This is a genomic window from Paracoccus aerodenitrificans, from assembly GCF_027913215.1.
Taxonomy (GTDB): Bacteria; Pseudomonadota; Alphaproteobacteria; order Rhodobacterales; family Rhodobacteraceae; genus Paracoccus; species Paracoccus aerodenitrificans.
The window spans coordinates 1684142-1697986 of record NZ_CP115784.1; the positions used below are offsets into that span (position 1 = coordinate 1684142).

At 63.0% G+C, this 13845-nt stretch carries 11 protein-coding genes; 5 read left to right on the plus strand and 6 right to left on the minus strand.

Going from position 1 to position 13845, the window contains the following annotated elements:
* Positions 1-196: 196 nt before the first annotated feature.
* Both aroB and PAE61_RS09690 read right to left on the minus strand, forming a co-directional pair.
* On the minus strand, positions 197-1297 hold the full coding sequence (gene aroB / locus PAE61_RS09685; protein WP_271112192.1) for a 3-dehydroquinate synthase: 1101 nt from the start codon (positions 1295-1297) through the stop codon (positions 197-199).
* Positions 1294-1830 (minus strand): shikimate kinase, encoded by a 537-nt coding sequence (locus PAE61_RS09690; protein WP_271112193.1) that lies wholly within the window; start codon positions 1828-1830, stop codon positions 1294-1296. The genes aroB and PAE61_RS09690 overlap by 4 nt, the downstream gene beginning before the upstream one ends.
* A gap of 114 nt (positions 1831-1944) precedes the next feature.
* Between PAE61_RS09690 and PAE61_RS09695 the strand changes: the two genes are divergently transcribed.
* From PAE61_RS09695 to PAE61_RS09710, 4 genes are all read left to right on the plus strand, one after another.
* Positions 1945-2199, plus strand: a complete 255-nt coding sequence (locus PAE61_RS09695; RefSeq protein ID WP_271112194.1) for a hypothetical protein — start codon at positions 1945-1947, stop codon at positions 2197-2199.
* On the plus strand, positions 2186-3796 hold the full coding sequence (locus PAE61_RS09700; RefSeq protein WP_271112195.1) for a hypothetical protein: 1611 nt from the start codon (positions 2186-2188) through the stop codon (positions 3794-3796). The genes PAE61_RS09695 and PAE61_RS09700 overlap by 14 nt, the downstream gene beginning before the upstream one ends.
* On the plus strand, positions 3793-4728 hold the full coding sequence (locus tag PAE61_RS09705; protein ID WP_271112196.1) for a tyrosine recombinase: 936 nt from the start codon (positions 3793-3795) through the stop codon (positions 4726-4728). Before PAE61_RS09700 ends, PAE61_RS09705 begins: the two co-directional genes overlap by 4 nt.
* A 109-nt stretch (positions 4729-4837) precedes the next feature.
* Positions 4838-6145: an HlyC/CorC family transporter gene (locus tag PAE61_RS09710; protein WP_271115125.1), complete on the plus strand. Its 1308-nt coding sequence runs from the start codon at positions 4838-4840 to the stop codon at positions 6143-6145.
* Positions 6146-6197: 52 nt separating this feature from the next.
* Here the strand turns inward: PAE61_RS09710 and PAE61_RS09715 are convergent, their stop codons facing one another.
* Positions 6198-8012 (minus strand): ABC-F family ATP-binding cassette domain-containing protein, encoded by a 1815-nt coding sequence (locus PAE61_RS09715; protein ID WP_271112197.1) that lies wholly within the window; start codon positions 8010-8012, stop codon positions 6198-6200.
* 272 nt (positions 8013-8284) lie between these two features.
* Between PAE61_RS09715 and PAE61_RS09720 the strand changes: the two genes are divergently transcribed.
* Positions 8285-9220 (plus strand): nucleoside hydrolase, encoded by a 936-nt coding sequence (locus PAE61_RS09720; protein WP_271112198.1) that lies wholly within the window; start codon positions 8285-8287, stop codon positions 9218-9220.
* A 24-nt stretch (positions 9221-9244) separates the two neighbouring features.
* On the opposite strand, the gene PAE61_RS09725 is transcribed toward PAE61_RS09720, so the two are convergent.
* From PAE61_RS09725 to rseP, 3 genes are all read right to left on the minus strand, one after another.
* The gene (locus PAE61_RS09725) at positions 9245-10093 is read right to left on the minus strand and encodes an OmpH/Skp family outer membrane protein (RefSeq protein ID WP_271112199.1); all 849 of its coding nucleotides are present in this window, start codon (positions 10091-10093) and stop codon (positions 9245-9247) included.
* Positions 10093-12420: an outer membrane protein assembly factor BamA gene (gene bamA / locus PAE61_RS09730; protein WP_271112200.1), complete on the minus strand. Its 2328-nt coding sequence runs from the start codon at positions 12418-12420 to the stop codon at positions 10093-10095. The genes PAE61_RS09725 and bamA overlap by 1 nt, the downstream gene beginning before the upstream one ends.
* A gap of 105 nt (positions 12421-12525) precedes the next feature.
* Complete coding sequence (rseP, locus tag PAE61_RS09735) at positions 12526-13845, minus strand: RIP metalloprotease RseP (protein WP_271112201.1); 1320 nt, start codon at positions 13843-13845, stop codon at positions 12526-12528.

Consider the following 13845-nt stretch of genomic DNA (forward strand, 5'->3'; position numbering starts at 1 on the left):
CTTTTCGCAGCCCGTCTGAGACCGTATCGCAACGCCGGGACGGCAATTCCTTAACGGCGTAACACGATGGTCACAATAGCGCACGAGACCGCGCCGGTGGTCAACCACGTCATTGGAAAGCGATTAAGAGAAGGCACAACTTATGCGCCGTCTCGTCCGAAACGATGACAAGGCACCCCCGATCTTGCCCGATAGCTCAGCGGGAACCGGCCAGCACCGCAGCAAGATCCTCTGACCCGACCTGATCGGACATGAACGCCTCTCCGATAGCGCGGGCCAGAATGAAGCGGAGCCGTCCGTCCACGACCTTCTTGTCCTGCCCCATCAGCCCGATCAGCGTTGCGTCGTCCGGCAGATCGCCCGGAATATCCGACAGCCGCGAGGGCATTCCCATCTCAGCCAGATGCGTTCCGACACGCGAAGGGTCCTCCTGGCTGCACAGGCCAAGCCGCGCTGACAGTTCGAAAGCAAGCGCACAGCCGATTGCCACGCCCTCGCCATGCAGCAGCCGGTCGGAATAGCCGGTCGCTGCCTCAAGCGCATGGCCGAATGTGTGGCCAAGATTAAGCAGCGCACGCTCGCCCTGCTCGGTTTCGTCGCGCTCGACAATGACGGCCTTCATGGCGACGGAATGCGCGACAGCATGGGCGCGGGCCTCCATGTCATCGCGCAGGGCCGGGCCGTTCTGCTCCAGCCAGTCGAAGAAACCGGCATCGCCAAGCAGGCCGTATTTCATCACCTCGCCATATCCGGCAAGAAAATCGCGTGGGTGCAGCGTGTCCAGCACGCTGATATCCGCCAGCACCAGCGAGGGCTGATGAAAGGCTCCGATCAGGTTCTTGCCATGCCCGGAATTGATCCCGGTCTTACCGCCGACCGAGCTGTCAACCTGCGCCAGAAGCGAGGTCGGGATCTGCACGAAGCGCACCCCACGGCGCAGGATCGCAGCGGCGAAACCGACTAGGTCGCCGATAACTCCGCCGCCAAAAGCGATAACGATATCGCGCCGCTCGATCCGCTGTTCCAGCAGCCATTCAACGCTGCGCGTCAGATGCTCCCATGACTTTGTGGCCTCGCCCGCAGGCAGGATCAGCGCCTCGCTGGAAATCCCCTCGCGCTGCAAGGCGGCCCTGAGGTTGGGCAGATGCAGCGGCGCGACATTGGCATCCGTGATGATCGCCACGCGCGGGCGGGTCAGCAAAGGCGCGATCTCCCTGCCCGCCTGCCCGATCAGGCCGGAGCCGATGCGAACGTCATAAGCGCGATCTCCAAGCGGAACGTGAACGGTTCGGGTCATCTGGCCTCCAGAAATTCGGGATGGGCGTCGCGGATGCTGGCAATCACGCGGCGGGCGGTGGTTTCGACATCGGCCTTCGAATCGGACTGCACCCGCAATCCGGCACGGGCATAGACCGGGCTGCGCGATTCGATCAGCGTGGCGAGGGTTCCCTTCGGATCCCCCGTCATCAGCAAGGGCCGGGTCGGACGCTGACGCACCCGCTCCCACAGCGTGTCGAGATCGGCATCCAGCCAGACAGCAAGCCCTGCCTCGCGGATCAGGGAACGGTTCCGCGCCTGAATCCATGCCCCGCCGCCCGTGGAAATCACCCCATGCGGGCCACCGAGCAAACGGGACAGGACCATCGATTCGCGGTCGCGGAAGAACGCCTCTCCGTCGCGGGCGAAGATCTCGGGGATGGACATGGCGGCGGCGCGTTCGATCTCGGCGTCGATATCGGTGAAGCTGACCCCAAGCTGGCGGGCCATTTCCTGACCCACGGCGGTCTTTCCCACCCCCATCATCCCGATAAGAACGATCTGTCCCTTCATCCGCGCTTCCTCTCAATTCCTGACGTGAATGGCGTGATCTTTCCGGAAATGCCAGTTATAAAGCGGGAAAACCGGGTGAAAGACCGGATGAGGCTGCAGGCGAAAGGGCAAGAAATGCGGTTGCTTAAAATTCTGGTGGTGCTTGTGGTGCTGGCTCTGCTGGCCCTGACCGGCTATGCCTATCTGGGCGATATGGAGCCGCGGCAGCAGGAAATCCGCCAGCCTGTCAGCCTGAATACCGGGGCCGCACCTGCCGCCACTCCGGCAACCGCAGCGGCGGATGCCGATCAGCCTGCGGAGGACAGCGATTCCGGTCAGGACCCTGCGCCCGCCGATGCACAACCAGCGGATGCGAATGATCTTGATTGATCCGAAGCTCATTTTCCCGGCGCTGCTTCTTGCTGCCGGGCTGGCCGTGACGGTCGCATCCGCGCAGCAGGCTCCGCTTTCGGCGAATGACTGGCTGCGCGGAGAGGGCAACCCGCCCGGCTACAGCAGCGCATGGCGACCCGGAGACCCGGTGCCGCGCGATGCGTCGCGCAGGCGGCCCGCGCCTGCGCCGGTGAAACGGGTCGAACCGCCGGACGATATTGCAACGTCAGCGGCAACGGTTCCTGTGGATGTGCGCCGCCTCGGGGCGGCCAACCCGGACGGGGCGGGGATCATTTCCGCCCGACAGGCAGGGTTGCCGGATGATTTCTGGCGCGGCACGGATCTCGATACGGCATTGCGGATGATCCGGGCGCAGCCCCGGATACCGGCCTCGGCACAGATCGCCCGCCGGGTGCTGGAGGCGCAGCTTGCCCCGCCCGCCCTCTCGGGCGATCACCAGACGGGGGCGTTCTTCCTTGCCCGCGTGGATGAGCTGATTTCGCAAGGGGCGCTGCCCTCGGCCCGCGATCTGCTTCAGGCCACCGGCACCGAGACAAGCGAGAGTTTCCGCAGGCTTTTCGACCTGTCCCTGCTGCTTGGCGGAGACAGCCAGCTTTGCACCCGCATGGAAGCCGCGCCGGGGATTATCACCGATCCGGCGGCGCGTATCTTCTGCATGGCACAGAACGGAGACTGGTCCGGTGCGGCGCTTGTGCTGATCGGTGCAGGACGGCTGAAGATGATTGATCCGCAAATGGCCGATCTTCTGACTCATTATCTTGACGATGCCGGTGCCGAAACCGCCGGAGAGATCGCCGTGACCGATCCGATGACCCCGCTGGCCTTCCGTCTGCATGAGGCGATCGGACGGCCTCTGCCGACCGGCGATCTCGATCTTGCCTATGCGTGGTCGGATCTCGACGATCATGCCGGGTGGAAAGCGCAGCTTGAGGCCGCCGAAAGACTGGCCCGCGCCCGCGCCCTGCCCGCGCAGAGCCTGCATCAGCTTTATACCGCGCAACGCCCCGCCGCATCCGGCGGGGTCTGGGAACGCGCGGCGGCGATTCAGGCTCTGGATGCAGCCTTGGCAACGGGCGATCCTCAGCGGATCGGTCCGGCACTGGTGACCGCGTTCCGGCGTATGGAACATGCCGGAATGCGCGACGCTTTCGCGATGATGGCCGCTCCGCAGCTTCAGCCCGGCATGTTGCAGGGCAATGCGGCGCGGCTGGCGCTGTGGCTGAAACTCTGGATCGGGGATACCGAGGTGACGCGGGCGCCGGAAAATCAGCTTGATATCGCCCTGCTGGCACTGGCCTCCGGCGGGCAGCCGGAACCGGTCTCGGCGGCACTTGGCGCTCTGGCTCCGGTCTTTGCGGCCGATCTTCCTCCCGCCCCCGATCCCGGGGACGATATAGCCCTTGCACCGGCATTATTCGGCGCTCTGGCGGATGCGGATGCAGGGATACAGGGCGATGTCACCCGCGCCGCGCGTGGGGTGCAGACATTGCGCCAGCTTGGGCTGATCGCCGATGCGCGGCGCGTCGCCACGCAAATCGCACTGGACCCGCTGCTGAAAGAGGCAGCGCAATGAGCATGTTGTCACGCATCTCGATCTTCCTCGAAGCACAGGCGGCAGAGGCAGGCGCGGCGCGGAACACGATCCTCGCCTATGGGCGCGACCTGCGCGATTTCGCGGTCTGGATGGAGGACAAGGCGCTGAGCCTTAACGATGTGACACGCGACGACATCACCGCCTATCTTTCGGCCTGCGAAGCCGAGGGTCTGTCCCGCGCGACCCGCGCCCGGCGGTTGTCCTCGATTCGCCAGTTGACCCGTTTCGCGCTTGAGGAAGGCTGGCGCGAGGACGACCCCGCACTGCGGATCGAAGGTCCCGGCAAGACGCAGCACCTGCCGAAAGTGCTGTCGCAGGATGAGGTCTCGCGGCTGCTGGACGCCGTGCCGCGCAGCGGACGAACCGAGACTGAACGGGCGCGGAATCGCTGCCTGATCGAGCTTCTCTATGCCACCGGGATGCGGGTCAGTGAACTTGTCTCGCTGCCGGTCGCGGCCACGCGCGGCGATCCCCAGCTTCTGCTGATCCGGGGAAAAGGCGGGCGCGAACGCATGGTGCCTCTGTCAAACGCCGCCCGCGAGGCGCTGAGCGACTGGCTGAAACTGCGGGACAATGCCGGGCGCGATACGCCGCTTGGCCGTCTGGTGGCGGGGAAATCGGCGCGGTTCCTGTTTCCGGCCAATTCCTCAACGGGACATATGGCCCGCAAATCCATGAACGATCTGATCCGGGAGCTTGCGCTTGCCGCAAATATCGACCCGGCCAGGGTCACGCCGCATGTCATCCGCCACGCCTTCGCCACACATCTTCTGGAAGGCGGCGCGGATCTGCGGGCGATCCAGACCCTGCTTGGCCATGCCGATTTATCGACGACCGAAACCTATACGCATGTACTGGATGCGCGGATGCGCGATCTGGTACTGAACCATCACCCCCTCGCCCGCGTTTGAGCGCATGATGATCACCGCTTTTCTCTCGACCGCCCTTGCCGCAACCGCCCAGACAGATGCCGCCGCACGGACCGCACCGCCTCCGGGCGCGGAAAGCGGCAGCAGCGCAATGATCTGGACCTTCGCCATCGCCATTCTGCTTCTGCTGATCGGCTCGGCCTTCTTTTCATCCTCCGAGACCGCGCTGACCGCCGCCAGCCGCGCCAAGCTGCGCAACCGCGCCGATAAGGGCGATACCGGCGCCGAGACCGCGCTGAGGGTCAGCCGGGACAGCGACCGGCTGATCGGCGCGATCCTTCTGGGCAATAACGTCATGAATATCCTGTCCGCTTCACTGGCGACGGCATTGTTCACGGCGCTGTTCGGCTCCAGCGGCGTGGCAATGGCGACGATGGTGATGACGGTTCTGGTACTGATCTTCGCCGAAGTCCTGCCGAAATCCTATGCCATCGCCAACCCGGAATCGCTGGCATCCCTTGTCGCGCGTCCGATGAGCATCGTGATGCGGGTCCTCTCGCCCATCGTGATGGTGGTCCGGGCGATTGTCCGCGCGATCCTCAGCCTGTTCGGGCTGGAAAGCGATCCCAGCAAGAACATGTTCTCGGTCCATGAGGAAATCGCCGGAGCGCTCAGCATCGGCACGGAATCGGGCGCGGTCGATAAAGAGGACCGCGACCGGCTTCTGGGGGCGCTCGATCTGGGCAGCCGGACGGTGGATGAGATCATGAAACACCGCTCCGAGATCCAGATGATCGACGGCGATCTGCCGCCTGCGGCGATGCTGGAAACCGTGCTGACCAGCCCACATACGCGCCTGCCGCTTTATCGCAACGAACGTGAAAACGTAATCGGAGTGATCCATGCGAAAGACGTGCTTCGCGCGGTGCACAGATCCGCCTATGACGGCAAGGGCGATCCGGCGGATGCGGTGCGCGATTTCGACGTGATGGCGGTGGCGATGAAGCCCTATTTCGTCCCCGACACGACCTCACTTGACGAACAGATGCGCGAATTCCTGAAGCGGCGCACGCATTTCGCGCTTGTCGTTGATGAATACGGATCGCTGCGCGGGCTGATCACGCTTGAGGATATCATCGAGGAAATCGTGGGCGAGATTGCCGATGAGCACGACACCGAGGCCGGTCACGACCTGAAACCCGGCCCGAATGGCGAATATCTGATCGACGGAGCGATGACCATCCGCGACCTCAACCGGGCGCTTGACTGGAACCTGCCCGATGATGAGGCGAATACCGTTGCCGGTCTGGTCATCCATATGGCGCAGTCCATTCCCGCGCAGGGTCTGGTCTTCTCGTTCCACGGCTACCGGTTCGAGGTGGTGACGCGGAAGGAAAACCGTATCACCAAGCTGCGCATCCGCCCGCTGGATCCCGGCCCGTCGCGGCTGAATGGCTGAGCCATTTTTGGACCGGTCCGCCCTCGCGGATCGCGCCCTTGAATGGTGCGGCTCAGCCCGCCGCCTTGTCTTCCAGCAGCAGCCATTCCTCTTCGGCGGCATCCAGCGCGGCCTGACGCTCGGCAAGGGCTTCGGTCGCCTTCTGCGCCTTCGCCGGTGCGTCGGCATAGATATTCGCATCGGACAGAAACTCTGACAGCTTGCCGATTTCGGCTTCGAGCCGTGCGATAATGGCAGGCAGTTCTTCCAGCCGGTGCTTTTCCGTAAAACTCAGCCCCGGTTTGGCGGCCTTGCGGGCCTGCGGCATATCCTCGCGGCGCGGCGCCACGGGCCTGACTTGTTGCACAGCCGCCCTGTTTTCGGGGCGTTGCGCGACATAATCGCTCCACCCGCCGGGATAGATGACGGCGCGGCCATCGCCCTCCATCGCCACGGTGGTTGTGGCCACACGGTCGATGAAATCGCGATCATGGCTGACCAGCAGAACCGTGCCGTCATAATCGCCCAGAATATCCTGCAAAAGATCCAGCGTTTCCACGTCCAGATCATTTGTCGGTTCATCCAGAACCAGCAGATTCGAGGGCTTCGCCATGATCCGCGCCAGAAGCAGCCGGGCCTTCTCACCGCCCGAAAGGCTGCGCACCGGAGCCCGCATCTGCGCCTCGTCGAACAGAAAATCCTTCAGATAGCCCACCACATGACGCGGCGCTCCCCGCACCATGACCTGATCCGAGCGCCCGGAAACCGACATGGACGGATCGGTCGTCATTGATTCCCACAGGCTGAGATCGGGCTTCAAGGCGCTGCGGGTCTGGTCGAACACGGCGATCTCAAGATTGGTGCCATGTGTGACACTGCCGGTATCCGGTGCGATTTCCTTGGTCAGCATCCGGATCACCGTGGTCTTGCCGATCCCGTTCGGTCCGACAAATGCAACCCGGTCGCCGCGCTGCACGCGCATATCGAAAGGTCTGAGGATCACATGATCGCCAAAGGCTTTGGATATTCCCGCCGCCTCGATCACACGCTTTCCCGATTGCGGCCCGGCATCCAGATCCATAGCCGCCGCACCCTGCCTGCGGATCTGCGATGCGCGTTCCTCACGCAACGCCTGCAACGCCCGCACCCGGCCCTGATTGCGCTTACGGCGGGCGCTGATGCCCTCGACCGCCCAACGCGCCTCGGCCTTGATCTTGCGGTCCAGCTTGTGCCGGGCCTCATCCTCGGCGGCCCAGATGGTTTCGCGCCAATCCTCGAACGCCTCGAATCCTTTATCCTGCCGCCGTACCTCGCCCCGGTCGATCCACAGCGTCGCACGGGTCAGCGCCCTGAGGAACGCCCGGTCGTGAGAGATCAGCACGAAAGCCGCGCGGGATTGCGATAATTGCTCTTCCAGCCAGCCAATCGCCTGAATATCCAGATGGTTGGTCGGTTCGTCCAGCAGCATCAGATCGGGCGCTTCGGCCAGCAGCCGCGCCAGAGCCGCGCGTCGGCGCTCACCGCCCGATGCAGTCGAGACAGGACGCGCCGCGTCGAATTTCAGCCCTTCCGCCGCCATCTCGACCCGGTACGCTTCCCCCGCAGGAAGCCCGGACGCAGCAAAATCGCCAAGCGTCGCAAAGCCCGACAGATCGGGGTCCTGCTCCATATAGCCGACGCTGATCCCGGCAGGGCTGACCACCTCGCCGCGATCCGGTTCGACAAGCTCGGCCATGACCTTCATCAGCGTTGACTTGCCCGAGCCATTGCGCCCGACAAGCGCCATCCGGTCGCCGGGCTGGACGGTCAGGCCCAACCTGTCGAAAACGGGATTACCGCCGAAAGTCAGGGAAATATCGGTAAGCTGAAGGATCGGTGCTCGGGCCATGACCGGCGGTTACCGTCCCGCCCTTCCGCCGTCAATGCGCCCGAACCCGTAAAAAATGCGATAAATTAATCTGACTTATTTAGTCAGTTATTGACTTTGCTGCCGTTTCGCCCGACATTCGCCCTTACGCCGTTAACTGATAAGTCATTACGTTCCCGTTCAGTCGGTGTTGGATCGCCTGCAATTTCCCTCGCAGGCTCTCGGATGCCCGGCCGCCTTGCGCGACCGGGCGTTTTGCGGTGATCTGTCGCGGACAGGACACGGGGAATCTCATGCCACGCAAAATCATCATCGACACCGACCCCGGCCAGGACGACGCCGTCGCCATTCTGCTTGCGCTCGCCTCGCCTGAAATCGAAGTTCTCGGGATCACCGCAATTGCCGGAAACGTGCCGCTGACACTGACCGAGCGCAACGCGCGGCAGATCGTCGAACTGAGCGGGCGCGATATCCCCGTCTATGCCGGATGCGATGCGCCTCTGATGCGGAAACTGGTGACGGCAGAGCATGTTCACGGGAAAACCGGGCTCGACGGGATCGAACTTCCGGAACCGGCCACGGCACTTAAGGGTCGCGACGGCGTGGATTTCATCATTGATACGCTGCGCCGCGAACCGGCAGGTAGCGTGACGCTGGTGCCGATCGGACCCCTGACCAATATCGCAGCCGCCTTCGCGCGTGCGCCCGATATCGTCGGACGCGTGGCGCAGATCGTTCTGATGGGCGGCGCGTATTTTGAGGTCGGCAATGTCACCCCCGCCGCCGAGTTCAATATCTATGTCGACCCCGAGGCCGCCGCGCAGGTGTTTTCGTCGGGCACAGATATCGTCGTCATGCCGCTTGATGTGACGCATAAAGCGCTGACCTCGGCGGAATGGATCGCCGATCTGCGCAAGCTCGGCACACGCGCCGGTGAGGCAGTCGCAAGCTGGACCGATTTCTTCGAAAGGTTCGACAAGGAAAAATACGGCAGCAAAGGCGCACCGCTTCATGATCCCTGCACGATTGCGTGGCTGATCCGCCCCGAGATCTTTTCGGGTCGGCGCATCAATGTCGAAATCGAGACAGAAGGTAAATTCACAACCGGCATGACGGTCGCGGATTGGTGGGGGGTCAGCGGGCGCGAGAAGAATGCGCTGTTCATCCGCGATATCGACCGGGATGCGTTCTTCGATCTGCTGCTGGAACGGATTGCGACATTGCCCTGATCTGCGGGGCATGTCGCGCAGGGCTTATTGCCCCGGCTCAGCCTCTTCGGAGCCGTGTTCTTCCGAAGCCGCCTCCGACCCGTCCCCGTTTTCTCCGGCAGGAGCATCGGCTGAGGACGCCTCATCTGGCCGTGTCACAACCTCGGTTGCGGCACCCGATGCGGCACCCGATTGCGGCTCTGGCACACTGTCCGGAAAACCTGGCCCCTCACCGAGGCTTGCATCCAGCCTGATGACCAACTCATCCGTGATATCGACCGCATTCGCCGCGATCAGCGCCTGCTGCCGGTCCAGCACGACAGCCGCCCCGCGCTCTTGCATGATGGCCGCCGCAGCGGGAAGCGTCGCCTGCACGAAGGCGTTGCGGTCGGCCTGATTGCGGGCCTCGAAGTCACGCAGAACCTCGGCACGTTCCCGGCGGATGGTCTGGGCACGCGCGTCGAACGCCTCGGCCCTGCGCCGGAACTCGGCAGGCGTCAGGCTGTCGCGTTCCTCTTTCAGTGCCTGCTCTCCGGCAATCAGATCCTCTTCCAGCCGCGTATTCTCGGCATAGATCTCACGCGCGACGGCCTCGGCCTCTTGCTGAGAGTTCCTGCCCCATGCGGATCGGAGATAGGCCTGATCGAAATCCAGCACCAGAATGGCAACAGGCCCCTGAGCCTGAGCCGTAATCCCTGACGCTTGCTGACCCGAAAACCGCTGCGGCAATGCAGGCATATCCGCCTGCGCTGCCGGTTCCTGCGTCTGAACAGGTGTTCCGGGATCGGCGGCTGCATCACCGCCGGGCGCAGCGCCCTGAGCCGCAACGCAGCCTGCCCCGAAGCCCCAGAAAAGCACTGGCGCAACACGCAGGCTGAGCCGTATCAGCCGCATCAGAACCGCGTCGAAATCGTCAGGTCGAAGTTCTGTTCTTCGTCGTAATCTTCTTTCTGAACGGCCTTCGACACGTTCATCCGCAACGGACCGATCGGCGTTGTCCAGAAGATCGAGACACCGACAGCGGCACGGATATTCATGTCGTCATCGACGGTGGTACCATATGCGCCCGCCGTATTATCCAGCCCCCAGATCGAGCCGACATCGGCAAAGACACCGCCGGTCAGACCATATTCTTCCGGCAGACCGACCGGGAACTGCGCCTCGGCGCGGGCAACCCAGTAATAGTTACCGCCAAGCGCATCTTCATTAGGGGCCTCGATATCGCGCGGACCGATGCCGTTCGTTTCGAAACCACGGACGCGCTGACCGCGGAAACGGTCCAGCACACGGCTGTTCTGATCGTCCAGCATATGCACCGCACCGGCCTCGAACTCGGCCCGCAAGGTGATATTGGGCCGCCAGGCGGTCGATTCGACCCCTGCGGTCAGGATCGATGTCACCGATTTGACATCACCCCCCAGACCGGCAAAATCCTGCGTGAAGCTGAGCTTGGTCGCCGTGCGCGGGTTCAGCCCGACGCGGCGGCTGTCATAGCTGTAGCTATAGCCGACCGCCGAGGTATACAGCCCGCCCTCTTCCTCGGTCAGGATCGGCGAGGAACCTTCGGGATCGCCATCCTCATCCACACCGAGCGGTGTGACATCGAACAGCGTATCCTTCGAGTATTTGTAATGCACGCCAAGACGCGACGAAGCGGAAATCGGGAACTCGATCCCGGTTTGCAGACCCACCGAGCGGGTGTTGAAATCAGCGTTGTCGCGATCCGTCTCACGATACCAGCCCGAGAAGCTGAAGCGCAGATCGCGGGTCAGGAAATAAGGTTCGACAAAGGTGAACGCTCCCGCACGCGAGCCGCTTGCCGTCGAAATCTGAACCGAGACTTCCTGACCGCGCCCAAGGAAGTTCCTCTCGGACAGTCCGGCGCTCACCCCAACGCCCGAGCTTGCGCCATAGCTAGCGCCGAATTCCAGCGTCCCGGTCGGCTGTTCCTCGACATTGACGTCAACGATAACCTGCTGCGGGCTGGAGCCTTCGCGCGTATCGACCTGCGCATCGGCGAAATAGCCAAGCGCACGGATACGCTCGGCCGAGTTGCGGATTTCGCGCGGGTTGAACGGGTCGCCCTCGACGGTCTGGAACTGACGGCGGATCACCTCATCCAGCGTGGTGGTGTTGCCTTCGATGTCAATCCGTTCAACGAAGACGCGCGGGCCACGGGTCAGCGCGAAGGTCAGATCAAGGGTCTGATTGCGCATGTTCCGGGTGATACGCGGTTCGATATTGACGAAATCCAAGCCCTGCTGAAGCGCAATCGTCTCCATCCGGCGGATCGAGAGATCGACGATTTCAGGGGTGTAATATGTCCCGCTACGCACCCGGTTCTGTTGCTGGAACGGCGCGGCATCGACACCGGGAATTTCGGAAACCGTGGTGATCTGGCCGAAGCGATAGCGCGGACCCTCATTGATCGCATAGGTGACATAATAGGCGTCACGTTCACGCGTGAGTTCGGGAGCGACGCCCTGCACCGTGAAATCGGCAAAGCCCTGCGAGCGGTAGAAATCGGTCAGCAGGTTTTCATCAAGGCGCAGACGCTCTGGGTTATAGGTGTCGGACTGGATGAAGTTCCGCAGCAGCCCCGCCTGCTTGGTTGCCAGCACGTTCCGCAGACGGCGGTCCGAGAAGCTGCGATTGCCGGTGAACCCGACTCGCTCAATCTCGGTCACGTCGCCTTCGCGCACCTCGAACACCAGATCGACGCGGTTGCCGTCACGCGGAATGATGCGCGGATTGACCCGCGCCGCGATCCGGCCCTGCTGGGAATAGGCCTGCGCGATATTGCTGGCGTCACGTTCAGCCAACGACGGAGAATAGACCCGGCGCGATTCCGACTGGGCAATCTCTGCCAGTTGTTCATCGTCGATGCGGCGGTTCCCTTCGAAGGCAACCTGATTGATCGTCGGCCATTCGCGGACACTGATCACCAGCGTATTGCCCTGCGGCGTCACCTGAACCGTTTCGAAAAGTCCGGAATTCTGAAGGCGCTGCAAGGCGTCATTCACCTCACCCGCCGAGGTTTCCGCGCCCCGGACGACATTCGCGTAGGACAGGATCGTTTCCGGCTCAATCCTCTGATTGCCCTCGATCCGGACCTGAGTGAAGACATATGCAAGGGCCGGACCCGGTATCAGCACCGCCGGAGCCGCCCCCGCCAGACCTGCGATCAGCGCGACCGCGCATGTGCTGCGTTTCAGTTTCATCCTGGCTGCCCCTTCGGTTTTTTGGCGATGGCGCAATTTCGCACCAATTTTGCCCGCAAATCTACATGGATAGGGGGACCCGTGTCAAAACCCGATTTGCCTTAATCAACAACGCAGATCATTACTGAGGCCAAAGAACATCAGCCCGATCACAAGCGCGAAGCCGATCGAGGTCAGAAGGTTCAGCGCCTGAGCGGATGGCGGGCGGCCCGTCACGGCTTCCCATGCGTAAAAAGCCAGATGGCCGCCATCCAGAACCGGGATCGGCAGCAGGTTCAGGAATCCGATTGCAACCGACAGAACCGCGATCCACCAGACGAACTGGGAAAACCCCGCATTCGCCGCCTGCCCGGTGCTTTCGGCAATCGTGATCGCGCCGCCCAGATTGCAGGCCCCGATCTGCCCGGTGATCATCGCCCAGATGCCTGAAAGGCTGGAGCCGATAATATCCCCGACCTGCACCACGCCCTGCCAGATCGCGGTGATCGGCCCGACATTCCGCGTTGCCGGAGCGAAATATGCGTCACCGGACACCCCGATCAGCCAGCGTTTTTCATAGCCTCCGCTCGGCAGGGGCAGATCCTGTTCTTTCGGTGCCAGAGTGATATCCAGAACCTCGCCATCACGCCAGATTTCCAGCGTCAGAGGCTCTCCGGCGGCAGCTTCGACATGGGTGCGGAGATCCGAAAAACGGCTCAGCGTCTCACCATTGGCCGAGAGGACCACATCGCCGGACATCAGCCCCGCTGCCGCAGCCGCGCCTCCCGGAGCGACGCCTCCGATCCGCGGAGGCAGCAGATCGGGCCCCTGCACGGTCAGCTCGTCCCCGTTGCGGCGCACGGTCCAGCTTTGGACCGCAGCAGGTGGCAAACGGTCAGCAATCGTGAACAGATCCGCCCATTCCCGCACCGGATAATCGCCAATCGCCAGAATTTCATCGCCGGGGCGAAGCTCATTGACGATTTCGGGCGGTGTAGGTGCAAGATCGCCAACTGTCGGTGTCTCGACCGGCACACCCCGGATCAGCATGAACGCGGCGAAGATCAGCGCTGACAGGATGAAGTTGAACACCGGCCCCGCCAAGAGGGTCGCCGTCCGCGCCCAAAGCGGTGCGCCCTCCAGCGTCTGACGGCGCAATTCAGGCCGGACCGTCGTCCCGGTTCCCGCGCTTGCCGCATTGCTGTCGCCGAGGAATTTCACGTATCCGCCCAGAGGGATCGCCGCGACCTGCCACCGCGTCCCGCGACGGTCCCGGCGCGAAAACAGGCGCGGCCCGAAACCGACAGAGAACACTTCCGCCCGGATACCGGACCAGCGACCGACAATGTAATGCCCGTACTCATGCACCGCGACGATCACCGAAAGCGCCACCAGAAACGCGATCAACGTCCAGATACCGCCGCCAAGTCCCGACAGGAATTCCAT

Excerpts from the sequence above, each read along its gene's own strand:
- aroB (WP_271112192.1), bottom strand. The coding sequence starts at position 1,297 with ATGACCCGAACCGTTCACGTTCCGCTTGGAGATCGCGCTTATGACGTT.
- PAE61_RS09690 (WP_271112193.1), bottom strand. The coding sequence starts at position 1,830 with ATGAAGGGACAGATCGTTCTTATCGGGATGATGGGGGTGGGAAAGACC.
- PAE61_RS09695 (WP_271112194.1), top strand. The coding sequence starts at position 1,945 with ATGCGGTTGCTTAAAATTCTGGTGGTGCTTGTGGTGCTGGCTCTGCTG.
- PAE61_RS09700 (WP_271112195.1), top strand. The coding sequence starts at position 2,186 with ATGATCTTGATTGATCCGAAGCTCATTTTCCCGGCGCTGCTTCTTGCT.
- PAE61_RS09705 (WP_271112196.1), top strand. The coding sequence starts at position 3,793 with ATGAGCATGTTGTCACGCATCTCGATCTTCCTCGAAGCACAGGCGGCA.
- PAE61_RS09710 (WP_271115125.1), top strand. The coding sequence starts at position 4,838 with ATGATCTGGACCTTCGCCATCGCCATTCTGCTTCTGCTGATCGGCTCG.
- PAE61_RS09715 (WP_271112197.1), bottom strand. The coding sequence starts at position 8,012 with ATGGCCCGAGCACCGATCCTTCAGCTTACCGATATTTCCCTGACTTTC.
- PAE61_RS09720 (WP_271112198.1), top strand. The coding sequence starts at position 8,285 with ATGCCACGCAAAATCATCATCGACACCGACCCCGGCCAGGACGACGCC.
- PAE61_RS09725 (WP_271112199.1), bottom strand. The coding sequence starts at position 10,093 with ATGCGGCTGATACGGCTCAGCCTGCGTGTTGCGCCAGTGCTTTTCTGG.
- bamA (WP_271112200.1), bottom strand. The coding sequence starts at position 12,420 with ATGAAACTGAAACGCAGCACATGCGCGGTCGCGCTGATCGCAGGTCTG.
- rseP (WP_271112201.1), bottom strand. The coding sequence starts at position 13,845 with ATGGAATTCCTGTCGGGACTTGGCGGCGGTATCTGGACGTTGATCGCG.